Source organism: Mycobacterium sp. DL (assembly GCF_039729195.1).
Lineage (GTDB): Bacteria > Actinomycetota > Actinomycetes > Mycobacteriales > Mycobacteriaceae > Mycobacterium > Mycobacterium hippocampi_A.
The window spans coordinates 6,015,336-6,038,948 of record NZ_CP155796.1; the positions used below are offsets into that span (position 1 = coordinate 6,015,336).

Sequence of the window (23,613 nt, forward strand, 5' to 3'; positions counted from 1 at the left end):
CGGCGGGGGCGTCACTCGGATTCGCTGCGGCCCGCCATCGTGGTGTAGTCCTCCTGCACCGTCTCGCCGTGCTGGTTGGTGATCCGGCTCCTGATCGTCAGGACGTCCGCTCCGAACGCCTGCCGGAGCGACTCGAGCCGAATGTGGCAGTAGAGCCTGTCACCCGCCTTGATGGGCCGCAGCATCGTGAGACCCTGCTCGCTCTGGACGATCCGTTCTTCTTCGATGGGGATGCCCGCATGGGCGAAGAAGGCGAGCTGGGCCTGCAGCCCGAAGATCGAGATGAACGTCAGCGGCGCCAGGATGGCGTCGTGACCCAGCGCCCCGGCGGCGTCCTCGTCGAAGAACGCGGCGTCGGAGTTCTTCACCGCCTTGGCGTACTGGCGGATCTTCTCCACCCCGACCTCGTAGTAGTCGGGGTACAGGTAGGTCATGCCGACGATGTCCGGTGACAGGGCCATGAGTGACGAACCTATCTGCCTCGGCAATTAGGGTCCAGCCATGAGCCTCGTCACCTATGAACTCGAAGACCACGTCGCCACCATCACCCTGAACCGGCCGGAGGCGCGCAATGCGATCAACGGCGCGCTGCGCAACGACCTGAACGCGGCCTGGGATCGGTTCCGCGACGACGAGGACGCCTGGGTCGGGATCCTGACCGCCAACGGCGACGTGTTCTGCGCCGGTGGCGACCTCAAGGACGGCGCGGGCGCAGTGGGCACATTCGGCGGAACGTTCTGGGAGAAGCCGACTATCAACTCCTTCGAAAGCGGAATGGAGTTGTTCAAGCCCACCATCGCCGCGGTGCACGGCCCCTGCATCGGATACGGGTTGACCGGGGTGTTGTTCTGCGACTTCGTCATCGCCAGCACCGAGGCCAGCTTCCGTTTCCCGGAGGTGACGCTCGGGGTGCCCACCGTTGTCGGAGCGATCCGGTTGCCTCGTCGCGTCGGGTGGGCCAACGCGATGGAACTGCTGTTGACCGGCAAGTCGATGGACGCGGCGCGCGCCAAGGAGATCGGGTTGATCTGGAGGCTGGTCGAACCCGGTGATCTTCGGGCTGAGGCCATGGCGTGGGCCAAGACCCTGACCCAGGCGGCGCCACTGGCTCAGCGGGCGACCAAGGAGGTCGCCTGGCGCACTGCCGACATGGGCTGGATCGAGTCGGTTCGCTTCGGCGAGACCATGCGCAAGGTGGCCGGAGCCACCGAAGACGTCGCCGAAGGGATGCAGGCCTGGCGCGACCGACGCCCGCCGCAGTGGCGGGCGCGGTAGCAGCCTGAGACCGCGAGCGCGCTACGTTGACCGCTGTGGACACACACAGTGAGGGGCGCGTGCTGATCACCGGCGGCCGGGGCTTCATCGGTCGGGCCGTCGTGAAGGCGTTTCACGACAGGGGGATTCCCGTGACGATCGTCGACCGGCAGGAGCCCGACGAGCCGCGCGCCGGGGTGACCGACGTCGTCGGAGACCTCCTCGACAAGGCCGTCCTCGACCAGGCAGTGGCACCCGGCACCGTAGCCATCGTCCACCTTGCCGCCGCGACGTCGGTACTCCGCTCGGTGGAGAGGCCCGCAGACACCTACGCCGAAAACGTCGCTGTCACCCACGAACTGCTCGAGCTGGCCCGAATCAGGGGGGTCACCAGATTCGTGCTGGCGTCGACGAACGCAGTGGTGGGTGACGTGGGGACCACCACGATCACCGAGGAGCTGCCGTTGCGGCCGCTGACGCCCTATGGAGCCACCAAGGCCGCCTGCGAGATGTTGCTGTCGGGCTATGCAGGGTCATACGGGCTCACGACCTGCGCGCTGCGGTTCAGCAACGTGTACGGATCGGGCATGGCGCACAAGGACAGTTTTGTTCCGAGGCTGATGCGGGCAGCGCTGTCGGGTTCGACCGTACGCATCTACGGCGACGGTTCACAGCGCCGTGATCTCGTTCATGTCGACGACGTCGTGCGTGCTGTCCTGCTCGGTTGGGACAGCACCTACACCGGCAGCGCGATCGTCGGATCGGGACGTTCGGTGTCGGTGCTGGAACTCGTCGAGACCGTTCGCCGTGTCACCGGCCGGCCTCTGGTCGCGGAACACATTGAGGCGCAACAGGGTGAGATGCCCGCCGTGGTCCTCGACCTGTCGCACAGTGCGCATGCCATCGGCTACCGCCCGTCGGTCGAACTGTCGGACGGGCTCGAGAGCACATGGCGCTATTTCCGCGACGAGGCTTCGGGCGCGACCGCGTGACACGCCTCGCCGAATACCCGGACGAGGTGGACACCCTCGCCGTCGCGGAGTTCCACCGGCGCCATTCGCACCCGCGCCTCGCGGAACTGGTGGTGGTGATCGCCGCCTACAACGAGGCCGCCGGCATCGGCGCGGTGCTGGCGGGCATACCGAAAAGCTGCTGCGGCATTCCGGTGGACGTGCTCGTCGTCGTCGACGGCGCCACGGACCAGACCGCGGAGATCGCGGACCGGCACGGGGCCTACACCTGCGTCGCGCCGCGAAACCGGGGTCAGGGTGCGGCCCTGCGACTCGGCTACCGCCTGGCTGCGGACTGCGGCGCCCGCTACGTGGTGACCACCGACGCCGACGGCCAGTACGACGGTTCAGAGCTCGCCGAACTGGTGCGCCCGCTGGTCGAGGACCGTGCCGATTTTGTCACCGGTTCGCGCCGACTCGGTCGACACGAGTCGGACAGTCGGTTGCGCTGGCTCGGAGTGCGCGTCTTTGCGATGCTGGCCTCGCTGCTGACGTGGCGCCGTCTCACCGACACGTCGTTCGGGTTCCGGGCCATGCGGGCCGAACTGGCCTGCACGGTTCCGCTGGTCGAGCCGCAGTATCAGTCGTCGGAGCTACTGCTCGGCATCATGGCCCGGGGGGCGCGGGTCCTCGAGGTCCCCATGACGATGAGCCGCCGCAGCGACGGTGCCACCAAGAAGGGTGGTGACCTGGTCTACGGCGCGAATTACGCCCGCGTCATGCTGCGGACGTGGTGTCGGGAGTACGTGCTGCGCGGTCGACGAAGATGAACCGGTCGAAGAGCACGAACTTCAGCACGAACATGGCACCGTAGGTCGCCAGGAACGCGGCGCCGACGAGGCCGACCTGGAGCGCCTGCGCAGAAACGTGGTCGCGAACCCAGCGATCGGCGGCCGTCGTGACCAGGATCGCGGTCAGCGCGGTGACGATCACGATCACGGCGTACGGGAGGACTTCCCTGGTGCGGTCCGGGCGTCCGCGGCGCTGCCAGGCCCAGTACCGGTTCATCAGATAGTTGGGCACAGCACCTGCGACGAAAGCGAGCAGACTCGCGAGCAGCGGACCGGCCGTGAACCAGTAGGTGACCAGGAAGACGATCTCGCTGAGGATCCCGGCGATGACCGAGGCGCCGGTGTAGCGACCCCACAGTGGAATTCGTGTGCGCCACGGTCGAATCACGACTCGCTCCGCTTGCGGGCCACACACAACACCGACTGACCGAAGGGCACCCGCACCCGACGTTCCAGAGCCTTCGTCACCGGCACCACACAGCGGTCGAAGGCGGCGACCAACCTCGGATTGGGTGCGCCGGCCCCGCCCCGGCGAACGGCCAACCACCAGGCGACGCCGCCCAGCAGGTTCACCGGCCTGACGAGTTCGACGTCGAGATCCGCTCGCCGTACGGCATCGGCCAGGGAGTTCGGCGTGTAGCGACGAACATGGCCCACCTTGCGGTCGAACTCGCCGTAGAGCTGTTGATAGCCCGGCACCCACAGGACCAGCCTGCCGCCGACCTCGACGGCAGTGGCGAGCGACCGCAGCGCGCCGGCGTCGTCATCGATGTGCTCGAGCACGTTGATCGCGACCACCGACTCGACGGGGCGATCGAGATCGGGCGCTGTCCCCAGCTCGAGTTGACGGACCTCGACCTCGGCGCGCCCGGCGAAGCGTCGCGCCATGACCGCGACCGCGGCCGGGTCGACATCGGTGACCACGAGTCGGTCCAGGTCGTCGAACTGCTCGGCGAACTCGCCGAGGCCGGCGCCCACCTCGAGGATCGACCTGCCGCAGTGCGGCGCGATCAGTTCGTATTGGTACCGGCGATAGCGGGGCTTGTCCGGTCCCGCGGCCTCGAGTTGACGGCCGGTGGCCGCGGTGAACGCCCCCCGGTGATCGTCCATGTGTCACTCCTCGATGCGTGGGTACTTGTCGCCATTGTGCACGCCACCATTGTCAAGGCTTAGGCTCGTCGTGATCATCACATCCAGGAGGAGGCAGTCTGTGCGAGTTCTGGTACTCGGCGGTGACGGATACCTGGGCTGGCCGACCGCCCTGCATCTCTCCGATGGCGGCCACGACGTGGCGGTGCTCGACAACTTCGCGCGACGCGGCTACGACGAGGAACTCGGCGTCTGCAGCCTGGTCCCGATCGAGGATCTCGACGTGCGGGTGGCGGCATGGCGCGACGTTTCCGGGAAACAGATCGGCGTCTATCCCGGCGATCTGCTGGATCCGGAGTTCGTCTACGCCACGTTGCGTGACTTCGCCCCTGACGCGATCGTGCACTTCGCCGAACAACGGGCAGCCCCGTACTCGATGATCGACCGGGCGCACGCCGTTTACACGCAGCACAACAACGTCGTCGGAACGCTCAACCTGCTGTACGGCATCGCCGAGACCGACCCGGACATCCACCTGGTCAAGCTGGGGACCATGGGCGAGTACGGAACCCCGAACATCGACATCGAAGAAGGCTGGCTCGATGTCGAACACAACGGTCGCAGGGACCGGGTCCTCTTCCCCAAACGGCCGGGATCCTTCTATCACCTGAGCAAGGTGCACGACTCGCACAACATCGAGTTCGCCTGCCGGAACTGGGGTTTGCGGTCCACCGATCTCAACCAGGGCGTCGTCTACGGTCAGCAGACCCCCCAGACGGCGGCGGATCAGCGGTTGTCGACCCGGTTCGACTACGACGGCGTCTTCGGAACCGTGCTGAACCGGTTCGTCATCCAGGCCGTGCTCGGCGAACCCCTGACCGTTTACGGAACCGGCAAGCAGACGCGGGGGCTGATCGATATCCGCGACACCGTGGAATGCATCCGCCTCGCCGTCGAGCATCCCGCCGACCGAGGCGAGTTCCGGGTGTTCAATCAGATGACCGAGTCGATGTCGGTGCGCGACATCGCCGGGGTGATCGCAGAGCAGTTCCCCGGGCCGGTACAGATCGAGCACATGAACAACCCTCGGACGGAGGCCGCGGAGCACTACTACAACGTCAAGCACACCCGCCTGGTCGAGCTCGGACTGCAGCCTCACCTGCTCTCGAACACGCTGATCGAGTCGCTGTTCAGCATCGTGGAGGCCAACAAGCACCGGGTCGACGTCGAGAAGTTGTACCCCACCGTGCAGTGGGCGCAGCCCAGCAACGCCTGAATTTGACGGCCTCTCCCGCACGCGCGACCCGTCGTCTGGTCACCCGACACTGGGTGTTCCTGGCCGTGGCGACCGTCGGTGTCACGTTGCGCGCGCTGGCCTGGTTCGCCTACCAGCCCGCGTTGATGTTCGGCGATTCCTTCCGCTACCTCGGCAACATCGGCATCTACAACCCCGGCGGCCTGCACCCCATCGGATACGAACTCTTCATCCTGACACCGACACTCGCCGTGGGCGGGCTGGAACTGGTTACCGCGCTTCAGCATTGCGCAGGCGTGGGCGCGGCGATCGCGCTGTACGCACTGACGTTGCGGCACGGAGCGAATCGGTGGTTGGCCGCGCTTGCCGCCACACCGCTGCTGCTGGACGGCTACCAGATCCAGATCGAGCAACTGATCATGTCCGACGCCTGGCAGCAGGTGCTCCTCGTCGCACTCCTGTGGGTGCTGCTCGGGGTCGGCGCCCCGAACCCGCGTCGGGCCGCGTTCGGTGGGCTGCTGCTGGGTGTGGCGGTGATGCTGCGACTGGTGGCGTTTCCGTTGGTCGTTCCGGCGCTGTGCTACCTCGTCATCGCGGGTGGAGCGTGGCGGTCATGGCGTGCCTGGACGGGCTGGCGCACGATCGGCGCGCGCACGCTGGCGTTTGCGGTCGCTTTCGGCGTGGTGATCGCGGGCTACGGCGCGTACTTCCACGCGCAGACGGGCGAGTGGGGATTGACCCGGACCACCGGCAACGTGCTCTACGGCCGCGCCGCCGTGGTCGCCGACTGCGACAGCTTGACACTCGAACCGTTGACGGCGCTGGCCTGCCCCGAGGAGCCGTTGGGGCAGCGCAAGCGCCTCGACGCCTACGCCCACATCCAGACCGACCCGACCTGGCGAGCTCGATTTCCCGCGGGCACGGACCTGTTCGCGGTCCAGAGATCGTTCGGCTGGGCCGTGATACGCCAGCAGCCGCTGGACGTCGCCGGCGCCGTGGCACTGGACTTCCTCAAGGGATTCCGCCCTGTGCGCGCCGACGCGCCCGGCGACGTCACCGTCGCCAGATGGCAGTTCAAGTCGGAGTACCCCACCGTCGACCTGGACTACAGCATCCGGGCTTCGCAAGAGTTCAGCGGGCAAGATCCCACCGCGGTGCCTGCCCTCGCCGCGTTCCTGCGCGGATATCAGCTCAGCGTCGGCTACACCCCGGGCACGTTGTTGGGTGTCCTCGGAATCGTCGCACTGCTCGCCGGATTCGGGCTCGGCCGCGCCCGACACAGCGGCATCCGCTCGGCCATTCTCCTGGCGGTCGGCATGGCCGTGACCATTCTGCTCGCGTCGGCGGCGTTCGAGTTCTCGTGGCGCTACCAACTGCCCGGTCTCGTACTTCTGCCGTTCGCCGGCGTGCTGGGGATCACCGCACTCCGGGGGCGCGGGTCAGCGCCCACGCCCAGGAGACGCGATCCCCAGCCGGCGGACGTACCTGACCTATAGCACTCATCAGGCGGGAGCGAAGAGCCGCGGCTCGAGCAGGGCGTTGTCGCGGAATCGGTGCAACCCCTTCGCACCGGCCAGCACCGCCAGGTCGGCCAGCGGTTCGAGGATGATGACCGACAGATAGGCCGCGCCGAACATCGCCACGCTGCTCAAGGTTTCGGCGGTCAGACCCTCGCCGTAGAGCGCCCAGAACGTCACCCACGACACGATCCCGGCCTGGTACGTCGCCGAAAGACCCAGGACCTGACGGTATTTCAGTTCCACATAGGGTGTCTGCGGGGCGATGGTCCTCTTGGCCACATACTGCAGCGCGAACAACGGCACCAACAGCGTGGTGACGTTCATGCCGAACTGCGGGAGGTCGAAGGGCGCGACGAACAACCCCTGGATCAGGAGTCCCGCGGCCAGCCCGAACGCCGCCGGCGCCGCCCCGAACAACAGGAACAGGGTGGACCCCAGGATCAGGTGGACTTCGGAGACTCCCACCGGGAAATGCGGGAACACCTGGAAGAACACGAACACCATCACCGTCGTCGCCACCGTCCCGAAAACCAGCGACGCCGAACCGCGCTCCTTGATGTGCTTCCACGCCGAGTTCAGCGCGTAGGCGCCGACACCTGCGGCGGTCAGGTAACTCAGGACGATCTTCGAACCTTCGACGATCCCCGGCTCAATGTGCATCGCAGTTCCTTGTCTGTTGGTCGGTCAGTGGTGGTCGTCGGTCACAGCGTGGTCGCCGTCGTCGACGTGCAGCGGTGCGGTGAGAATTTCTCTGTGCTGGACCACGTCTTCGAGCGCGGTGACCCAGTGGTCGTAGTACTCCCATTCGCCACGGGCGGACTGCGGCGATGCTTCCCAGCCCCCGATCGTGTCGATCAGGCTCTGCTGGAACTCGCTCCACGGATAGTGACCGAACTCCGAGAGTGCCAGAGCCAGACCAAAAGCCCGGCGCTGCCAGTCGTGGTCGAACGACGGGGCGGCCTGGTCGGTGGTGCAGGTTTCGTGGAGTGTCATGCCGGCTGCCCCGCCAACGCGACACCGATCATCGATTCGGTGGTGACCAGGTCCATCAGCTGCTCATCGGTGAAATCATCAGTCCCGGAGGGCCGTTCGGGGATGACGAACCACCGTGAGTGCCCGCTGGAATCCCAGACCTTGATCTCGGTCTCCTCGGCGAGTTCGACGCCGACCTCGGCCAGTACGGTTCGGGGTTCGCGCGCCGCCCGGGATCGGAACACCGGGTCCTTGTACCAGTAGGGCGGCAGACCCAGAACCGGCCACGGGAAGCACGAGCACAGGGTGCAGATGATCAGGTTGTGCACGCCTGGCACATTGGCGACGGCCTGCAGGTGTTCACCCTCGGCACCGGCCATCCCCTCGGGCAGTTCCAGCTCGGCGATCGCCGCCGGGGTGTCGACCACCACGCGGGCAGCAAAATCGGGTTCCTTCCACGCCTTGACGACGATCTTCTTACCGTTCAACGGTGTCATCTCGGACTCGAAGTAGGACAGCACCTTGTCGACGGTCTGGCTGGTGATGACCCCCTTCTCGATCAGCAGATGCTCCAGTGCCGCAACCTTTTCGGCGCTCGACTGTTCACGGTCGGATGGGTAGGCGAACTGATCACTCACTGGTCCTCCTGGACGGGTTGGAGATAGGCCTCGAACAGCTCGGCATAAAACGTGTTCGCACCCGGTTCTGCGCGCACACCCCAGAGCTCATCGGGGGTGAATTCGACGATGTAGATCGGCATCGGGTCCCCGATGCCGTCACCGGTGTGGACGAAGTAGCCGTAGTCGCCTTCGAAGATGCGGGTCACGGTGCCGATCCGGTCGCGCAGCGCGCCGGGTAGCCGGGTATGGGCTCCGGCCGGGACGTTGGTGATTCGCACCTTCTGGCCGATGGCGAACTGCGGGTGCGCGACGTCGCGCCTGGGGCTGTCACCGCGGCGCAGGTAGTCGATCACCTGAGCATCGATCGCCGGTGCACCCGTCTCACCGGTTTCCGGCGAGGTGCCACCGAGCAGGGCGCCGATCTCCTCCTCCGACACGTAGCCCTTGTCGATGAAGAACTGGGTGATGCCACCGAGCCACTTCTCGTAGTAGCGGAACTTGAAATAGTCGAAGGGGTTCATCCCCTCGGCACCGGTCCGCAGGTCCGCCCACGTCCATTCGTCGTGGAACTCGGTCGGCACCTGGGCGATCGGGTACTCCGGCAGTGCAGAGCCGAGATGGTTGCTCAAGCCCATCATCGCGACGTGGATGCCGAAGATCCGCTTCTCCCATTCCTCGACGAACACCCGCTTCTCGAGGTTCAGGGGCTGGGGCAGGCCTTCGAGGCCGCCGAGATAGTGCTGAAGTTTCATGCCGTGGCACCTTCCGTGTCAGGACGGCTGACTGGAGCCGTTCGTGTCATCACGTTCGCGAGGTACTCCGAGAGGATCCCGAACGTCGCGCCCAGGACGCAGGCACACGCCGCCACGAGACCGGGATGGGAGATGCTCGTCGCAGTGACCAGTTGTCCCGTCCCGGCCACGGTCGATACCGTCGAGGCGAAGCCGACCACCACAGCGGGAGTGGTGGACAGGAATCCGACCCAGGATGCCTGCACCATCAGCGCACTGCCGACACCGACGGCGACGGCCGTCAGGGCGAGTCCGCCACCGAGCAGATGAGCGGCGTACAGGCTGCCGCAGGCAATCGCCACACCCACCAGATTCGACGCCACCGACCGCAGCCAGCCGGCGGGTCCGCCACCGACGAAGAAGAACGAGGCCCATGCCAGGAACACCACCCATATCGGAACGGTGATCACTGTGGCGGTGAACGCCACCGCCACGCCACCGAGCACACCGATGCTCAGTGTCAGCGCAGATCGAGAATCCATACAGTTCCACCTTGTGTCGTCGAGATCGAGAGGTGTCGTCGAGATCGAGAGTCGAACCCGTGAACAACGTTGGGGCCGGCGTGTTTCCGATCGGTTACCGGGGCTTGACCGCTGACTGCCGGCATGGACATCTCTCGGGCAGAACAGGACATCGCCCGGGCGGGCAGACCAACACGGACACGTGGGGCGAAAATCCGGACATCGGCCTGCGTCCGACCGTCCGTTCGGCCACGCTTGCGCCATGTGTCACCACGTCGAACACCAGAATCGCACGATCGCGGTGCTGGTGTTCGACGGCGTGCGCACGCTGGACGTCACCGGCCCGCTGGAAGTCTTCGACGTGGCCCGGACGATGGGCTGCGCCTACTCCGTAGCGCTCTACTCGTGTGGAGAATCCCGGACGATTCGGTGCTCATCGGGGTTGTCCTTCGACGCGGCCCCGGCGTCGCGGCTGGCGTCGGGGGTGGACACGCTCCTGGTTCCCGGCGGGGACGGCCTTGTCGCCGAGGGTGTTCCGCGCCCGCTGCAACAACTGATCCGCACGCACGCTCGGGGTGCACGGCGCGTCGCGTCGATCTGCGCCGGTTCGTTCGCCCTCGGTGCGGCGGGACTGCTCGACGGTCGCCGCGCCACCACACATTGGCGGCACCTCGACACGTTCGCCGCGCGTCATCCGTCGACGATCATCGAGCGCGAATCGGTCTACACCCGCGACGGCGAGATCTGGACCTCCGCCGGTGTCGCCGCCGGCATCGATCTGGCATTGGCTCTGGTCGCCGACGATCACGGCCCGGACATGGCACAGCAGATCTCCAAGGAGATGGTGGTACTCAGCAGGCGACTGGAGGGCCATCCGCAGATCTCCGTCGCCGCGCGGACACCTAGGCCCAAACATCCTGGGTTGGAACGGTTGATGGCAACAGTCAATGCCGACCCCGCGGGGCACTACGAGTTGGATGCCGTGGCAGCCCAACTCGGGCTGAGTCCGCGACACCTCGCCCGACTGTTCAAAGCCCAGACCGGCGTGACGCTGCGACAGTACGTCTACGACGTTCGGCTCGAGAACGCGGTCGGCCTGGTCCTCGCGGGTGAGTCGTTTCACGCGGCAGCCCGACGCAGCGGTCTGCGGTACGGCGCGCGAGTCCGTGACCATCTCGCCGCGCACCGCATGCTGCCGCTGCGGCCGACCGGTCTACTGGTGGATACCCGTGGTGCGGAAGCGGTTTCGGTACACGCCGGGTGACACACCGAGGTTGCGCCGGAATGTGCGTCGCATGGTGTCCGGGGTTCCGAACCCGGCGCGGCGGGCGACGGTGTCCTGGCTGTGGTCTCCTGTCGCGAGGAGGACCTTGGCCGCTTCCAGTCGGGCCTGCTCGACGAATCTGGCCGGTGTCATCCCGACCTGATCACGGAACATCCGCACCAGATGCCGCTCGCTGAGCGCGGCGCGGGTGGCCAACGAGGCGATGGAGTGGTCGGCGCCGGGATCGGCGATGACGGAATCCACGACCTCACGCAGCCCACCCACGACCGGGAACGCCGATTCGGCCCACACACTGAACTGCGCCTGCCCACCGGGTCGCTGCAGGAACACGACCATCCACCGCGCGACGCGGCGCGCCACCGCCGGGCCGTAGTCGCTCTCCACAAGGGCGAGCGCGAGGTCGATGCCGGCGGTGATGCCGGCGCCGGTGATGTAGCGGCCGTCCTGGACGAACAGCGAGTCCGGGTCCACCTTCACCTTCGGATAGTTGCGAGCAAGTTCCTGGCAGTGCGCCCAGTGGGTGGTCGCCCGGCGGCCGTCCAGCAGTCCGTGGGCGGCGAGAACGAATGCGCCGGTGCACACCGAGGCCACCCGGCGCGCCCGCGGCGCGAGGACGCGCACCATCTCCAGCGCATCGGGGACCGCATCGGGTGTCGGCTCTTCAGGGATGTCGTGCAGGCCGGGGGTGAAGGTGAACTCGGCCGGGACGCCGCCCGGCACCAGCAGGGTGTCGATCGAGTCGGGGACCTCGGCCAGCGAGACGTCCACGCTCAGCGAGGCGAACGCCGTTGTGCCGACCGCCGCTCCCGTCGGGGAGGCCAGCAGCACCCGGTAGGCGGCCCCGAAGTCGTTCGCGCGGGCGAAGATCTCCAGCGGTGCCGCGACGTCCTGCAGGGTCACCTTGTCGTATAACGCGAACACCACTGTTCTGGCGTTCTGCGCATGTCCTGAATCGCCGGCCATGTGTCCTGAACTGCCCTTCCATCGCCCCCGCGCGCCCGTCAGACGGCACGTTCGCGCACCTGGGGACAGTCCAACCATCGTCGAAGTCGGTCACATCTGCAGCACAAGTGGTCGCCACGGGAATAAGTCGACGCTCATCGGTGTTACGCGCTCCGTGACTGAACCAGCTGAACTGAGCCCCACGGACTGGGTCCGCGAACAGACCGCGCGCATTCTCGAACAGGGAACCACCGACGGCGTCGAGATCATGGACCGTCCAGTTGTCCTGTTCACGACCACCGGCGCCAAGTCCGGCAAGAAGCGCTACGTGCCGCTGATGCGCGTGGAGGAGAACGGCAAGTACGCGATGGTCGCGTCCAAGGGCGGCGACCCGCAGCACCCCTCCTGGTACCACAACGTCAAGGCGCACCCGCAGGTGACGGCGCAGGACGGCGAGACGATCGTCGAACTGACCGCACGCGAGGTGGACGGCGAGGAGCGCGCGCACTGGTGGGATCTCGCGGTGCAGGCGTACCCGCCGTACGCCGAGTATCAGACCAAGACCGATCGCCTGATCCCGGTGTTCGTCCTGGAGTAGTCGGGACGTCAGTCGCCGAACGCCTCAGCGGGAACCTCACGCTCGCCGGCACGGATGGCGGCGATGATGCGCTCTGCGACGGCGTCGGGTTGCAGGCCTTCCCGGAGTTTGGGCGCGGTACCGGCGATCGGGCGGTCCGCGAGGCCGGTCTCGGTGTGCGGCGGGCGTGCGTCGATCACGGTGACACCGGCGGCACGCAGCTCACGACTCAGCGCGCGGTCTGCGGCGGTCAAGGCCGCCTTGGACGCGGCATAAGCGGCCATGCCGGCAAGAGGCTGCTCGGCGACCACGGCGCTGATGTTGGCGATGAAACCACGGGACGCGGTGAGCGCCGGGAGCGCAGCCCTCATCAGCCACAGCGGTCCCAGCACATTGGTGAGGAACAAGTCTTCGATCACCGCGTCGTCGGTGTCGGCGAGGGACCCGAACGCGACGACTCCGGCTGCGTTGACCACACCGTCGATCCGGTCGTCGGCGCCCAGGGCTGCCTCGACGATCGACCTGCCTGCCTCCGCGTCGCGCAGATCCGCGGACAGCAGGGTCGCGTCGATGTCGAGTGATCGAAGGGCGCTCATGTCACGGCCGACCAGCGTCAGTCGGGCGCCCTGTTCGGCGAGTTGTGTCGCGATCCGGCGGCCGATGCCGCCGCTGGCCCCCACCACGACGATCGATGCGCCGTCGAGGACTCGGTCTGCCATGCCTCGAACGTACGCTTCCGGATGTGAGGCTCGAAGAAATAGCCCGCCAGGTGGCGTCCGCCGGCGTGTCCACCGTGCTCATCGACGGCCGGTCCGGTTCCGGCAAATCGACACTGGCAGAACACCTTCACCGTGTGTGGCCCACCAGTTCCGTGGTGCGCCTCGACGACATCTACCCCGGCTGGGACGGGTTGGACTGGGCGATCGAGCACCTTCGTACCGAACTTCTGGCGCCGCGCGCCGCCGGTCTTCCGGGACGCTGGCGACGCTGGAACTGGGACACCGGCGCCCCCGACGGATGGCACACCGTCGACCCTCACCGGCGGTTGATCGTGGAAGGGGTGGGGGCGTTGGCCGCGTCCCACCGCCCACTGGCGGAACTCGGGATCTGGGTCGAGACTCCTGACGATGTCCGCAAGCAGCGGGCCCTGGACCGTGACGGTGACACCTATCGGCCGCATTGGGATCGCTGGGCGGCCCAGGAAGAAACATTCCTCATTCGCGATGCTCCCCGCATCGCCGCCGACTACGTGGCAACCGAGGACGCCGACGGCCAGTCCTGGACGTTGACGCGGAATGAGTCCCGCCCGGCCTAGCGCCACAAACCTGCCTGCGCTAGCTTGGGAGCCGTAGAACCACACGGGAGCGCACACCGAGTGCGCTGAGAGGACAGCTGACCGGCTGTCGACCGTCGAACCTGACCGGGTAATGCCGGCGTAGGGAGATGAACGTGACACGTGCCCCTCACGTACCACCCAGCTGAGCCCGCGCTCGTTGCTGCTCGAAATTCACTTCAAAACACCAGCTTTCGCGCCGACCGCGCTGTCAGCGCATCGCCGTCCCCATGCACAAGGAGTCCCCATGGACGAGCAGAACACCGATCACAGGCCCGCAACGCGCTGGCGCGTCGTCGACATCGTGGTCGCCAGCGTGCTGGCGGTGGCCGCCGGCCTCGTCTTCGTCTTCTGGAACATCGCATCCAATCCCCTCTCCGCCCCGTTGATCGCCCTACTACCCGGCCTGCAGGGACTTGTCGGCGGTGGATGGCTGTTCGCCGGCGTGCTGACCGCACTGGTCATCCGCAAGCCCGGCGCCGCCCTGTACGGCGAACTGGTGGCGGCCACGGTGTCGGCGCTGGTCGGCAACCAGTGGGGTGTCATGACCATCGAATCGGGACTGGTTCAGGGCCTGGGCGCCGAACTGGTTTTTGCGGTGTTCCTCTACCGACGCTGGAACCTGCCGGTGGCCGTCCTGTCGGGCGCGGTCGCCGGAGTGGCGCTGGCCATCAACGAGCTGATCATCTACTACCCCGGATCGACAACGGCTTTCGCCGTCATCTTCACGGTGTCGGCAGTGGTCTCCGGTGCGCTCATCGCCGGCGTGCTGTCGTGGTTCGTGGTCCGCGGGCTGGCGAAGACCGGCGCTCTCAGTCGATTCGACTCCGGCAGAGTAGCGAGTCCTGCCGCACGATGAGCCCGAGATCGGTTCCGTCCACCGACGGGGTTGCGGTGACGGCTCACCGGTGGGGCTGGCAGCACGCCGGGCAGAACCGTTGGGCGGTAAGCGATCTGGACCTTCGCATCGACCCCGGCGAACGGGTGTTGCTGCTGGGGGCGTCGGGGTCGGGCAAGTCGACCCTGCTGCAGGGCCTGGCCGGGCTGCTCGGCGGTTCCGAAGAAGGCCATGAGTCCGGACGCCTGCTCGTCGACGGGGTGCGTCCAGCCGAGAATCGAGCACGGATCGGGATGGTGTTGCAAGACCCGGACTCCCAGGTGATCCTGTCCCGCGTCGGTGACGACGTGGCGTTCGGAATGGAGAACTTCGGCGTGCCACTTGAGGACATCTGGCCGCGTGTTCGCCAGGCGCTGCACTCGGTGGGCCTGGAGCTTCCGCTGCCGCAGGACACCGCCCACCTTTCCGGCGGGCAGAAGCAACGCCTGGCCCTGGCGGGTGTACTCGCGATGAATCCCGGTCTGCTTCTGCTCGACGAGCCGACCGCCAACCTCGACCCGACCGGCGTCATCGAGGTCCGCAATGCCGTGGCCGCCGCCGCTGACCTCGCCGGTACCACCGTCGTCGTCGTCGAACACCGCACCAAGGTCTGGCTTCCCGTCATCGACCGCGTCATCGTTCTCGGCCCCGATGGCGACATCATCGCCGACGGCGCGCCGGAGGACACGATTCGACGGGAACGTGACCATCTCGTGCGGTCCGGAATCTGGGTGCCCGACGCGCCCGTCCCCCGCATCGTCCGCACCGCAGCGCCCGCGTCGGAACCGTTGTTGACGGCAACCGATTTGTCGGTGGGTTACCGCTCTGGGCCGCAGGTGCGAGGCGGACTCGACTTCGCGATCGCCCGGGGGCGAGTCACGGCGGTCACCGGACCCAATGGTGCCGGAAAGTCCACGTTGGCCCTCACACTGGGAGGTCTGCTGCCACCCCGAGGCGGCACCCTCGAGGCACAGCCGGACTTCGCACCGTCGCCGAAGAATCGTCAGCCCGTTCGATGGCGGTCCAAGGAACTCCTCACCCGCATCGCGAGCGTCTTCCAGGATCCGGAGCATCAGTTCCTGGCTGCCACCGTTCGCGAGGAGATCTCCCTCGGACCGAAAGCGCTGCAACGCGACAAGGCCGAGATCAGCTCGCTCGGAGACGCTCTGCTCGACAGGCTGCGCCTGACGCACCTCGCAGACAGAAGCCCCTACACGCTCTCCGGCGGCGAGAAGAGGCGACTGTCCGTCGCGACCGTCCTGATGACCCGACCAGGCCTGATCGTCCTCGACGAACCGACCTTCGGGCAGGATCGCCGTACCTGGTCCGAACTCCTGAACCTGCTGGCCGAGATCGCCGACGAGGGCACTGCCGTGGTCGCGGTCACCCACGATGCCGAGTTCGTCGAACTGCTGGCCGACGACCGGATCGAACTTCGATGACATCGGCCGTCGCCGCCCCGCCCCATGCTGCTCGACCCAGCATCAACCCGGTGGCCAAACTGGCGACCGCAGCAGTCATCGCCCTGACGCTGGTGCTCAGCGTCGATTGGGTCTCCGCGCTCACCGCGCTGCTGTTGGAGATCCCGCTGTTCATTGCGCTCGGAGTTCGTCTGCGTGCCTTCCTGATTCGCGGCGCGCTGATCACCGTCGCGGCGGCGCTGACGGCCCTGACCAATCTGCTGTACGGCGAGGTGCGCGGTACCGTCCATTGGCACTTCCTGCTGATCAACGTCAGCGACGGATCCATCGAACTCGCACTCGCGATGTTCCTGCGGGTCTTGGCGATCGCGCTTCCCTCGGTCCTGCTGTTCGTCGATGTCGATCCGACCGAACTCGCCGATGGCTTGGGACAGACACTCAAACTGCCCGCCCGGTTTGTGGTCGGAGCGCTGGCCGGAATGCGACTTGTCGGACTGTTACAGCAGGATTGGCAGTACCTGGGCTACGCGCGCAGAGCACGCGGGGTCGCCGACCACGCCCGACTGCGACGTTTTCTCGGTCAAGCCTTCGCACTGCTGGTCTTTGCGCTGCGGCGCGGATCCAAGCTTGCGACCGCGATGGAGGCACGGGGCTTCGGCGCCTATCCGACCCGCACCTGGGCGCGGCCCTCGTCATTCGGGCTGCGGGAGTTCGCCCTCATCGCCGCCGGGGTGGGCATCGCAGCCGCCGCCGTCTCCGTCTCCATCGCGTTCGGCACCTGGCACTTCATCGGCGGGCGCTGATGCTTCCCGCTAGGCCATCGGATGACGCTCGGCGAAATCCCACACGATCGCGCTGGCGTCGGGACCGGCGCGATCGGTGTACAAGCCGTCGCTGTCGGGGCCCGGCCACGCGTGCCCCATCTCCTGCACGAAGTACGACTCGACAATCGAGTTGCCCTCCGGCGCAGTGACAGTCGTGTGGGTATACGCATGCCGGCCGGGAACGGACGGCACCGTGCCGGTTTCCTCGACGAGCGGCAGGCTGTCATTCAGAAGGCCGTCGTCGACAAGATCACCGACCGCAGTCCAGTGCTCGACCAGACGTGCCCCGACAAGGGGCGGAACGACGTCATCGTCGGCGCCCTGGAATACCAGCAGCGGCACCTGCCGGGCACGCTCGCCCATCTGCGACCACGCCTGGCGTGCGGTGTACTGCGGTGCCGTGGCGTCGGGGTCCTCCGGATCCACCTGGTTCAACCCGTACTCACCCCCGGCGACCGACGTCGCCGTCGCGAACACATCGGGGTAGGTCGCGGCGAGGATCAGCGCGGTACCGGCACCCGAGGATGCCCCGGCGACGTGCACCTGGGCCGCATCGGCATTGAACTCCTCGATCACCTCCCCAGCCACCCCGGCGAGCAACGCGGGGTCGCCGGTGTGGCGATGCTGCTCCCGGGGATCGGCCGAGTTCCAGCAGTTGACCGCGCTACGGAACATCCGCTGCGTCGGGTACACGACGATGAAGCCCTCGCGGTCGGCCAGGCTGTTGAACTGGGTGGTGGACTTCATGGAATTCCAGCCGTAGCCGGTCATTCCGCACCCGTGGATCGCCATGATCACCGGTAACGCAGTCGTGCCGTCGTACTGCGGCGGAAGGTGGACCTGATAGCGCACCGATCCGGCATCGCCGTCGTAGACGCGATTGTGGTCACCCTCCCCCATCCACCAGGGAAGGCCGTACTGGAACGCTGCCGTCGCGGCGCCCGCCACGCTCACCAGGACGCCGACGATTCCGGAGACGATCCACGGCCATCGCCGACGTCTGCGAGGAGCCTCGAATCCGCTAGACACCAGTGGAAAGCTGTTGCAGGACAGCATGGGCGGCGGTGATCCGGGCGGGGATGGGGAAGTTCTTGTTCGCGAGCATCACGATGCCGATCCGCTGGTCTGGCACGAATGCGGCGTACGCGCCGAAACCGTTGGTGGACCCCGTTTTGTTGAACAGCGTGGGACCCGCCGCAGGTTGCCCGGTCAGAACCGTCACAGGGTTCGACTGCATCGCCATGTCCGGTGAATTTCCGGCCAACAACTGGTCCAGGCTCACCGGGTACGGGTACCGTTCCCAGCCCAGTCCCTGGACCATGTCGTTGACCTTGAAGTACCCGGTGTGCGTTGCCTCGACTGCTTCGCGCATCGGCGCCTCCAGGCCACCGGGCGCGATGTTCGCTTCGACGAAACGGAGCATGTCCGCCGCGGTGGACTTCACGCCGTAGGCCTCGGCGTCGAGAACGCCGGGGCTCACCCGGGTCGGTACGTCGTCGGCGTCGTAACCCCAGGCGTAGCCGTCGATCTGGGACTGCGGCACCTCGATGTAGCTGCGGCTCAGCCCGAGTCTCGGGAAGACCTGGCCCTGGAGCAGGTCGGTGAAACTGCTGTTCATGGAGATCGCGGTGACGCGGCCGAGCAGTCCGATGCTGGGGTTGGAGTACCGGCGTTGTTCGCCGGGGGCGGCATCAGGTGTCCACTGCTGGAAGTAGGTCTGCATCTGGGCGTCATCGGTGACGTCCGTCGGGAACTGCAGCGGCAACCCACCGGCGGTGTAGGTTCCGAGATTCAGCAGGGTCGCTTTGTCGATCGCGCGCCCCGCCAACTCCGGCAGGTACGTGCCGGGGTGCTCGTTGAGTGAGATCCGTCCGAGTGCCTGTGCGTAGGTGGCTGCGGTCGCGGTGAAAGTCTTGGACAACGAACCGATCTCGAAGATCGTCTCGGATGTCACCGGGGCCGCACTCTGCCGCGACGCGACTCCGTAGGTGAAGTGGTGCTGACGGCCGTCGACCGTCACCGCGACGGCCATCCCGGGTATGCCGTATTCGGCCAGCAGCGGTCCGAACGCTTCGTCCACCGCCGCGGCGACGGCATCAGGACGTGCGGCGGCAGGTCCCGCGATGGACATCGCACACAGCACGACTACCGACAGCAGTGCCGTGACCGCCCTGGTGATGATTCGCAACTGAAAACTCCTCTGCACTCGTGCTTTCCGTCAGATTCGCCGTCGACGTTCCCGCTCGATGACAAGCTCGGCCAGGCGCAGACCTCGCTCGACCGGTGCCGCATCGACGCCGATCGCCAGTGCGCTGAGCATCCCGTCGTAGATCAGCGCGATGTCGCCTGCCGCGCGACACGGATCGCGAAGTCCGGCTGCCTCGGCCAGTGACGTGAGCCGGGTGATCACAAAACGCTTGTGCTCGACGGCCGCACTGATGCCGGCGTGGCCCTGCGGCAGCTGTGCTGCCGCGGCGACGTGGGCACATCCTCGCCGCACATCCGAATGACGCGCCCACTCATCGGTGGCGCCGAAGATGGCCAGCAGTCGGTCGACCGGGCTGGTCGCCGCATCGATCTGAGATTCCCACAGCGTGCGGAAGCGCTGGTCGCGGTCAGTGAGGTACGCGGCGACGAGGTCGTCCTTGCCGCTGAAGTTCTTGTAGAGCGATCCGGTGGCCACGCCGGCCCTCGAGACGACGGCGTCGACACCGGTGGCCGCAATTCCGTTGGCGTAGAACAACTCGTCGGCGGCACGCAGCAGGCGTTCGCGGGCGGGTTGCCGAATCGGTGGCATGCTGACAGTATAGGTCGAGTGCAACGATCGTTCTACTCGCTGGTGGCGTCGGGTGCCGCGCTGATCGCGTGCTGCTATGGGTTCGCGCGCTTCGCGTACGGGTTGTTCACGCCGGTGCTCACCGAAGAGTTCGGCCTCAGTTCCACGCTTGTGGGCACCATCGCGGCCGGAAGCTATGTCGGCTACTGCGTCGCGATCATCGCCAGCGCGACGTTGACCAGACGTCTCGGACCACGGTTGGTGGCGATCGGCGCGGGAGTTGTCGCCACGCTGGGCATGACCATGGTCGCGCTGGCAACCTCGGCGTTGATCCTGGCCGTCGGGGTGCTGATCGCCGGGTCCAGCACAGGCATCGCGTCGCCACCGCTGGCCGCGGCCATCGCGCACCGGATCAGCGGTGCCGCCGGTGACCGCGCTCAGACCATCGTGAACGCCGGCACCGGCGTCGGTGTTCTCGTCTCGGGCCCGATCGCCTTCGCCCTGTTCGACCAGTGGCGACTGGCCTGGGGCGTGTACGCGGTCATCGCCGCCGTCACGACGATATGGGTGGCATTCAACGTCGGTGACACATCGGACTCCGCCGTCGAACCGGTGCAGGTCCAACGTTGGCGCACCGGGAGTTTCGGTCTGGTGCTGGCGTCGTTGCTCACCGGCCTCGGCAGCATCACGGTGTGGAGTTTCGGCCGCGATCAGATCAGCACCGGCGGGTCCGCCAGCGTCGCTGTCGCATCGATCGCGTGGATGGTGCTGGGGGCAGCGGGTATCGCCGGTGCGTTCGGCGGCGACCTGGCCCAACGGATCGGCCTCAGGCATGCGTGGGTGGGCACCACCCTCGCGATGTCCTGCGCTACCGTCGTTCTCGCGATCGCCCCGTGGAACATCGTCGCGATCATGCTCTCCGTCAGCATCTTCGGGGCGGCCTACATCGGGCTGACGGGGCTGCTCCTGGTGTGGAGTACACGGGTCTACCCGGACTCGCCATCGTTCGGAGTCGGGTTGTCGTTCTTCATGATTGCGCTCGGTCAGGCCCTGGGCGCGCCCACCGCGGGTGCGCTGATCGACGCACACGGAGCCACTGCCACGTTCATCCTGTTTGCGATGACGGGTGCCACGGCCGCCGTCGTGCGTCCCGTCACGGCCGCGGCCACGGCCTCGTTGGACCGTCAGCACTGATCGATCACAGAGGACATGTGGCACCCGCCGGTGGCAGCGTGAGGTCGATCAAGTAGTCGGCGGCGATGTCGTCGACGCACGCGTTGGTGCCCCCGGCCACCACAGTGTGCCCCTCCCCCTCGACGGTGAGCAGCGCACTGCCAAGCGTTCTCGCGAGATTGACACCGCCGGCGTGCGGAGTCGTGGGGTCTCCCGTGATCGACACCACAAGGGTGGGCGCAAGCCCGTCGATGTCGGTGGCGTACGGGAAACCGAGCGTCGGCTCGGCGGACCAGTGCTCACACCCGTCGCGCGCTCCCGTCAAGGCGACGCCGGGATCCATGAACGGTGCGGCGTCGAGAATCGCCCGGCGCAGCGCGTTGCCCTGCTCTTCGGTCAGTCGATCCTCGTCCATGCAGTTGATGGCGTAATTCGCTTCGGGCAGGTTGGTCCAGCCGATTTCGGGACCGCTGAGGGCGAAGTCGTAGCCGATCTGCAGCAGCGCGTCGCCTCTGCCCTGCCGGACCTGGTTGATACCGGTGATGATGCGCGGCCACGCCTCCTCGGCGTAGAGGCCCGAGACCACGCCGCCGATCCCTTCATCGAAGTCGAGCTCGGTATCCAACGCCGGGATCGGCGCGCCGCGGAGCGGCCGCATGATCTGCTGGAACACCTCGACAGCCCGCTCCGGATCGTCGCCGAGCGGGCAGTCGTCCTGCGTGACACAGAACTCGGCCATCTGGTCGAAAGCTCTTTGGAATCCGGCGTAGGCGCCGACGCGGCGCTCGAACGTCGCCTGGTGCGGGTCGATGCCGCCGTCGAGGAGCATGGCTCGGACGTTCTGCGGGAACTGCTCGGCGTACACCGCACCCAGTCGTGTTCCGTAGCTCTGCCCCAGGAATGTGAGTTGCTCGTCACCGAGCACCGCGCGCAGCACGTCGATGTCGCGGGCAGCGTCCCGGGTGCCGACGCCGGCGAGCACCTCGGCCCCGCCGGAGCCCTCGGCACACCGGTCGAAGATCTGCTTCGTATCCTCCTGCGACCATTCGACAGTGCTGCCCTGGGTGGACAGCCACACGTCCCCACGCTCGGCTTCGGCATCGGAGTAGCAGTCGATCGCCGGCTCTGAGGCACCCACCCCGCGGGGATCGAAGCCGACGATGTCGAAGCGTTCGGTCACTCGGCTTTCCGGCAGCGACGCGGCCGTGGCGGCGGCGCCGAACAACCCCGAGCCACCCGGACCTCCCGGGTTCATGACGAGAGAACCGATCGCCTCGCCTCGCGCGGGAACCCGCATGACGGCGAGCTTCGCGGTCCTGCCTTCGGGATCCTGGTAGTCCAGCGGCACCTCGAGGCGGCCGCACTCGGCCGTTTCAGCGCCTGCGAAGACCACCTGCTCGATCGTCGTGATCGCATAGTCCTCGCACGCTCCCCAGGAGAGCTCTTGACCGTAGAACCGGTCGAGTCCGGACGTCGACGCGTCGTGCGGCGGTGGCGCTTCTTGCGGTGCCGTCGCACAGCCCGTCATCAGGACCAGGAGTGCAACGAACGCGCCGCCGGATCGCACTGAATGCCGCATCTTCACCCGCCCATTGGAGACTGTGCCGCCGGGGCACAGTCAAAACACGCCCTGGTCGAGCCCCGGGTCAGGCGCTCGACGCGGTGGCGGTGCGCCGGAACTCGCTGGGGTTGACACCCCGAACTCGTTTGAAGGCCGCGCTGAATCCGAACGGTTCGGAGTAGCCCACGGTGCGGGCGACCGCAGCCACGGTCGCCTCGTGTTTCTCGATCAGCAGATCCGCCGCCAGCGTCATTCGCCAGCGGGTCAGATATGTCAGCGGCGGTTCACCGACCAACTCGGTGAACCGCTTCGCCAGCGTCGATCTCGACACGCCGATGCGATCGGCCAGCGTGGCGACCGTCCATGGCGCCGCAGGCTCGGCGTGCATCAGGCGCAATGCGTGGCCGGCGACCGGGTCCCGCTGGGCCGCCCACCAGGCGGGCGGTTGTCCGCCGGGCCTGTCGAACCACTCACGCAGCGTGCATACCAGCATCCAGTCCAACAACCGGTCCAACACCACCTGCTGCCCCGGGATGTCGGCGGCGACCTCGGCGGCGAGGTGGTCGAGCACGGCGTCACCCGTGCCGCCGGCCTCCACCCGCAGCACGACGGGCAGAACGTCGAGCAACTGACGACTGATCTCGCCGCGCACCGGGTAGGCGCCGACGATCAACGTCGTCGCGTCGGCCATGCCGGGGTCGGTGTCGCTCCAGCCGAGCCGGTGCCGGGTGCCGCCGTGCTCGGGTGTCGCGCAGAACTCCCCGCACGCAATCGGTTCCGCCGTCGTGTCGAGTCGGTCGACGAACGTGAACGTCGCAGGCCCCCGCACGACAACCGTTTCGTACGCCCGCAACGGCTCGGGCGAGCCATGCTCGGGCACGATCCAACCCGAGCCGCCGATGACGGTGCACAGGGTCAGCGGGGCGCCGTCCACGAAGTGGAGCGCCCACGGCGCGGTCAGGGTGGAACTGCCAAAAAGCGAGCCGTGGGCCCGCACCCCCCGGAACAGGTCACCGAACACGTCCATGCCATCGAGGTTAGACGAATGAACAGGCCATTCGGGCTTTCACCCATGGATTCG

General features: G+C 67.1%; 27 protein-coding genes and 1 riboswitch. Of the genes, 12 read left to right on the forward strand and 15 right to left on the reverse strand.

The annotated features are described in order from the left end of the window. Positions 1-11 precede the first annotated feature (11 nt). Positions 12-461 carry a (3R)-hydroxyacyl-ACP dehydratase subunit HadA gene (gene hadA / locus ABDC78_RS28640; RefSeq protein WP_178358131.1) on the reverse strand — a complete coding sequence of 150 codons (450 nt, stop codon included), beginning with the start codon at positions 459-461 and terminating at the stop codon, positions 12-14. A 40-nt stretch (positions 462-501) separates the two neighbouring features. Here hadA and ABDC78_RS28645 point away from each other — a divergent pair, with 40 nt between their 5' ends. The 3 genes from ABDC78_RS28645 to ABDC78_RS28655 are packed head-to-tail and all read left to right on the forward strand — an operon-like array spanning position 502 to position 3,034. After that, the gene (locus ABDC78_RS28645) at positions 502-1,275 is read left to right on the forward strand and encodes an enoyl-CoA hydratase/isomerase family protein (RefSeq protein ID WP_178358130.1); all 774 of its coding nucleotides are present in this window, start codon (positions 502-504) and stop codon (positions 1,273-1,275) included. Positions 1,276-1,310: 35 nt separating this feature from the next. Next, positions 1,311-2,246, forward strand: coding sequence for an NAD-dependent epimerase/dehydratase family protein (locus ABDC78_RS28650; RefSeq protein WP_218620551.1), 936 nt, complete (start codon positions 1,311-1,313; stop codon positions 2,244-2,246). After that, a complete protein-coding gene (locus tag ABDC78_RS28655; protein ID WP_218620550.1) occupies positions 2,243-3,034 on the forward strand; it encodes a glycosyltransferase family 2 protein in 792 nt (263 codons plus the stop codon). Before ABDC78_RS28650 ends, ABDC78_RS28655 begins: the two co-directional genes overlap by 4 nt. Here ABDC78_RS28655 and ABDC78_RS28660 read toward each other — a convergent pair. Together ABDC78_RS28660 and ABDC78_RS28665 are read right to left on the reverse strand one after the other, a co-directional pair. Continuing rightward, entirely contained in the window at positions 2,982-3,443 is a 462-nt protein-coding gene (locus ABDC78_RS28660; RefSeq protein ID WP_178358128.1) for a GtrA family protein, read from the reverse strand. The genes ABDC78_RS28655 and ABDC78_RS28660 overlap by 53 nt on opposite strands. Continuing rightward, positions 3,440-4,165, reverse strand: a complete 726-nt coding sequence (locus ABDC78_RS28665) for a methyltransferase (protein WP_178358127.1) — start codon at positions 4,163-4,165, stop codon at positions 3,440-3,442. The genes ABDC78_RS28660 and ABDC78_RS28665 overlap by 4 nt, the downstream gene beginning before the upstream one ends. Positions 4,166-4,265: 100 nt before the next feature. On the opposite strand from ABDC78_RS28665, the gene ABDC78_RS28670 reads away from it, so the two are divergent. Together ABDC78_RS28670 and ABDC78_RS28675 are read left to right on the forward strand one after the other, a co-directional pair. Further along, a complete protein-coding gene (locus ABDC78_RS28670; protein WP_178358126.1) occupies positions 4,266-5,420 on the forward strand; it encodes an NAD-dependent epimerase/dehydratase family protein in 1,155 nt (384 codons plus the stop codon). Next, positions 5,396-6,895, forward strand: a complete 1,500-nt coding sequence (locus tag ABDC78_RS28675; RefSeq protein ID WP_178358125.1) for a hypothetical protein — start codon at positions 5,396-5,398, stop codon at positions 6,893-6,895. The genes ABDC78_RS28670 and ABDC78_RS28675 overlap by 25 nt, the downstream gene beginning before the upstream one ends. Positions 6,896-6,901: 6 nt before the next feature. Here ABDC78_RS28675 and ABDC78_RS28680 read toward each other — a convergent pair whose 3' ends face one another. The 5 genes from ABDC78_RS28680 to ABDC78_RS28700 are packed head-to-tail and all read right to left on the reverse strand — an operon-like array spanning position 6,902 to position 9,784. Further along, complete coding sequence (locus tag ABDC78_RS28680; protein WP_178358124.1) at positions 6,902-7,579, reverse strand: energy-coupling factor ABC transporter permease; 678 nt, start codon at positions 7,577-7,579, stop codon at positions 6,902-6,904. Positions 7,580-7,603: 24 nt separating this feature from the next. Further along, positions 7,604-7,912 carry a nitrile hydratase accessory protein gene (locus ABDC78_RS28685; RefSeq protein WP_178358123.1) on the reverse strand — a complete coding sequence of 103 codons (309 nt, stop codon included), beginning with the start codon at positions 7,910-7,912 and terminating at the stop codon, positions 7,604-7,606. Beyond that, positions 7,909-8,529 (reverse strand): nitrile hydratase subunit alpha, encoded by a 621-nt coding sequence (nthA, locus tag ABDC78_RS28690; RefSeq protein WP_178358122.1) that lies wholly within the window; start codon positions 8,527-8,529, stop codon positions 7,909-7,911. Before nthA ends, ABDC78_RS28685 begins: the two co-directional genes overlap by 4 nt. Beyond that, positions 8,526-9,263: a nitrile hydratase subunit beta gene (gene nthB, locus ABDC78_RS28695; protein ID WP_178358121.1), complete on the reverse strand. Its 738-nt coding sequence runs from the start codon at positions 9,261-9,263 to the stop codon at positions 8,526-8,528. Before nthB ends, nthA begins: the two co-directional genes overlap by 4 nt. Further along, on the reverse strand, positions 9,260-9,784 hold the full coding sequence (locus tag ABDC78_RS28700; RefSeq protein WP_178358120.1) for a DUF1097 domain-containing protein: 525 nt from the start codon (positions 9,782-9,784) through the stop codon (positions 9,260-9,262). Before ABDC78_RS28700 ends, nthB begins: the two co-directional genes overlap by 4 nt. Positions 9,785-10,025: 241 nt before the next feature. Between ABDC78_RS28700 and ABDC78_RS28705 the strand changes: the two genes are divergently transcribed. Continuing rightward, the gene (locus ABDC78_RS28705) at positions 10,026-11,027 is read left to right on the forward strand and encodes a DJ-1/PfpI family protein (protein WP_178358119.1); all 1,002 of its coding nucleotides are present in this window, start codon (positions 10,026-10,028) and stop codon (positions 11,025-11,027) included. On the opposite strand, the gene ABDC78_RS28710 is transcribed toward ABDC78_RS28705, so the two are convergent. Beyond that, positions 10,977-12,011: a GlxA family transcriptional regulator gene (locus ABDC78_RS28710; protein WP_178358118.1), complete on the reverse strand. Its 1,035-nt coding sequence runs from the start codon at positions 12,009-12,011 to the stop codon at positions 10,977-10,979. The two genes, ABDC78_RS28705 and ABDC78_RS28710, sit on opposite strands and share 51 nt — an antisense overlap. Positions 12,012-12,165: 154 nt before the next feature. Between ABDC78_RS28710 and ABDC78_RS28715 the strand changes: the two genes are divergently transcribed. Beyond that, complete coding sequence (locus ABDC78_RS28715; protein ID WP_347133265.1) at positions 12,166-12,588, forward strand: nitroreductase family deazaflavin-dependent oxidoreductase; 423 nt, start codon at positions 12,166-12,168, stop codon at positions 12,586-12,588. Positions 12,589-12,596: 8 nt separating this feature from the next. Here the strand turns inward: ABDC78_RS28715 and ABDC78_RS28720 are convergent, their stop codons facing one another. Beyond that, positions 12,597-13,286 carry an SDR family NAD(P)-dependent oxidoreductase gene (locus tag ABDC78_RS28720; protein WP_218620549.1) on the reverse strand — a complete coding sequence of 230 codons (690 nt, stop codon included), beginning with the start codon at positions 13,284-13,286 and terminating at the stop codon, positions 12,597-12,599. Positions 13,287-13,309: 23 nt separating this feature from the next. On the opposite strand from ABDC78_RS28720, the gene ABDC78_RS28725 reads away from it, so the two are divergent. The 4 genes from ABDC78_RS28725 to ABDC78_RS28740 all read left to right on the forward strand — a co-directional run bounded on the left by ABDC78_RS28725 (position 13,310) and on the right by ABDC78_RS28740 (position 17,001). Further along, positions 13,310-13,882 (forward strand): hypothetical protein, encoded by a 573-nt coding sequence (locus ABDC78_RS28725; RefSeq protein ID WP_347133266.1) that lies wholly within the window; start codon positions 13,310-13,312, stop codon positions 13,880-13,882. A 33-nt stretch (positions 13,883-13,915) separates the two neighbouring features. Further along, a riboswitch (TPP riboswitch) is annotated at positions 13,916-14,026 on the forward strand. A gap of 121 nt (positions 14,027-14,147) precedes the next feature. Next, positions 14,148-14,759 carry an ECF transporter S component gene (locus ABDC78_RS28730; protein ID WP_178358115.1) on the forward strand — a complete coding sequence of 204 codons (612 nt, stop codon included), beginning with the start codon at positions 14,148-14,150 and terminating at the stop codon, positions 14,757-14,759. After that, complete coding sequence (locus ABDC78_RS28735; RefSeq protein WP_178358114.1) at positions 14,756-16,219, forward strand: ATP-binding cassette domain-containing protein; 1,464 nt, start codon at positions 14,756-14,758, stop codon at positions 16,217-16,219. Before ABDC78_RS28730 ends, ABDC78_RS28735 begins: the two co-directional genes overlap by 4 nt. Continuing rightward, entirely contained in the window at positions 16,216-17,001 is a 786-nt protein-coding gene (locus ABDC78_RS28740) for an energy-coupling factor transporter transmembrane component T (RefSeq protein WP_178358113.1), read from the forward strand. Before ABDC78_RS28735 ends, ABDC78_RS28740 begins: the two co-directional genes overlap by 4 nt. 9 nt (positions 17,002-17,010) lie before the next feature. Here the strand turns inward: ABDC78_RS28740 and ABDC78_RS28745 are convergent, their stop codons facing one another. The 3 genes from ABDC78_RS28745 to ABDC78_RS28755 form a co-directional block, all read right to left on the reverse strand. Next, positions 17,011-18,051: a PHB depolymerase family esterase gene (locus tag ABDC78_RS28745; RefSeq protein WP_178358112.1), complete on the reverse strand. Its 1,041-nt coding sequence runs from the start codon at positions 18,049-18,051 to the stop codon at positions 17,011-17,013. Continuing rightward, positions 18,044-19,153: a class C beta-lactamase gene (gene ampC, locus ABDC78_RS28750; protein WP_178358255.1), complete on the reverse strand. Its 1,110-nt coding sequence runs from the start codon at positions 19,151-19,153 to the stop codon at positions 18,044-18,046. Before ampC ends, ABDC78_RS28745 begins: the two co-directional genes overlap by 8 nt. An 87-nt stretch (positions 19,154-19,240) precedes the next feature. Next, positions 19,241-19,819 carry a TetR/AcrR family transcriptional regulator gene (locus ABDC78_RS28755; protein WP_178358111.1) on the reverse strand — a complete coding sequence of 193 codons (579 nt, stop codon included), beginning with the start codon at positions 19,817-19,819 and terminating at the stop codon, positions 19,241-19,243. A gap of 18 nt (positions 19,820-19,837) precedes the next feature. Between ABDC78_RS28755 and ABDC78_RS28760 the strand changes: the two genes are divergently transcribed. Beyond that, a complete protein-coding gene (locus ABDC78_RS28760; protein WP_178358110.1) occupies positions 19,838-20,992 on the forward strand; it encodes an MFS transporter in 1,155 nt (384 codons plus the stop codon). A gap of 4 nt (positions 20,993-20,996) precedes the next feature. On the opposite strand, the gene ABDC78_RS28765 is transcribed toward ABDC78_RS28760, so the two are convergent. Together ABDC78_RS28765 and ABDC78_RS28770 are read right to left on the reverse strand one after the other, a co-directional pair. Beyond that, on the reverse strand, positions 20,997-22,550 hold the full coding sequence (locus ABDC78_RS28765) for an alpha/beta hydrolase (RefSeq protein WP_178358254.1): 1,554 nt from the start codon (positions 22,548-22,550) through the stop codon (positions 20,997-20,999). A 67-nt stretch (positions 22,551-22,617) separates the two neighbouring features. Then, positions 22,618-23,559, reverse strand: a complete 942-nt coding sequence (locus ABDC78_RS28770) for an AraC family transcriptional regulator (RefSeq protein ID WP_178358109.1) — start codon at positions 23,557-23,559, stop codon at positions 22,618-22,620. Positions 23,560-23,613: the final 54 nt, after the last annotated feature.

Bases quoted from the DNA above. Each gene is read 5' to 3' on its own strand.
- hadA (WP_178358131.1), bottom strand. From the start codon at position 461: ATGGCCCTGTCACCGGACATCGTCGGCATGACCTACCTGTACCCCGAC.
- ABDC78_RS28645 (WP_178358130.1), top strand. From the start codon at position 502: ATGAGCCTCGTCACCTATGAACTCGAAGACCACGTCGCCACCATCACC.
- ABDC78_RS28665 (WP_178358127.1), bottom strand. From the start codon at position 4,165: ATGGACGATCACCGGGGGGCGTTCACCGCGGCCACCGGCCGTCAACTC.
- ABDC78_RS28680 (WP_178358124.1), bottom strand. From the start codon at position 7,579: ATGCACATTGAGCCGGGGATCGTCGAAGGTTCGAAGATCGTCCTGAGT.
- ABDC78_RS28685 (WP_178358123.1), bottom strand. From the start codon at position 7,912: ATGACACTCCACGAAACCTGCACCACCGACCAGGCCGCCCCGTCGTTC.
- nthB (WP_178358121.1), bottom strand. From the start codon at position 9,263: ATGAAACTTCAGCACTATCTCGGCGGCCTCGAAGGCCTGCCCCAGCCC.
- ABDC78_RS28700 (WP_178358120.1), bottom strand. From the start codon at position 9,784: ATGGATTCTCGATCTGCGCTGACACTGAGCATCGGTGTGCTCGGTGGC.
- ABDC78_RS28705 (WP_178358119.1), top strand. From the start codon at position 10,026: ATGTGTCACCACGTCGAACACCAGAATCGCACGATCGCGGTGCTGGTG.
- ABDC78_RS28710 (WP_178358118.1), bottom strand. From the start codon at position 12,011: ATGGCCGGCGATTCAGGACATGCGCAGAACGCCAGAACAGTGGTGTTC.
- ABDC78_RS28720 (WP_218620549.1), bottom strand. From the start codon at position 13,286: ATGGCAGACCGAGTCCTCGACGGCGCATCGATCGTCGTGGTGGGGGCC.
- ABDC78_RS28730 (WP_178358115.1), top strand. From the start codon at position 14,148: ATGGACGAGCAGAACACCGATCACAGGCCCGCAACGCGCTGGCGCGTC.
- ABDC78_RS28735 (WP_178358114.1), top strand. From the start codon at position 14,756: ATGAGCCCGAGATCGGTTCCGTCCACCGACGGGGTTGCGGTGACGGCT.
- ABDC78_RS28740 (WP_178358113.1), top strand. From the start codon at position 16,216: ATGACATCGGCCGTCGCCGCCCCGCCCCATGCTGCTCGACCCAGCATC.
- ampC (WP_178358255.1), bottom strand. From the start codon at position 19,153: ATGTCCATCGCGGGACCTGCCGCCGCACGTCCTGATGCCGTCGCCGCG.
- ABDC78_RS28755 (WP_178358111.1), bottom strand. From the start codon at position 19,819: ATGCCACCGATTCGGCAACCCGCCCGCGAACGCCTGCTGCGTGCCGCC.
- ABDC78_RS28765 (WP_178358254.1), bottom strand. From the start codon at position 22,550: ATGCGGCATTCAGTGCGATCCGGCGGCGCGTTCGTTGCACTCCTGGTC.
- ABDC78_RS28770 (WP_178358109.1), bottom strand. From the start codon at position 23,559: ATGGACGTGTTCGGTGACCTGTTCCGGGGGGTGCGGGCCCACGGCTCG.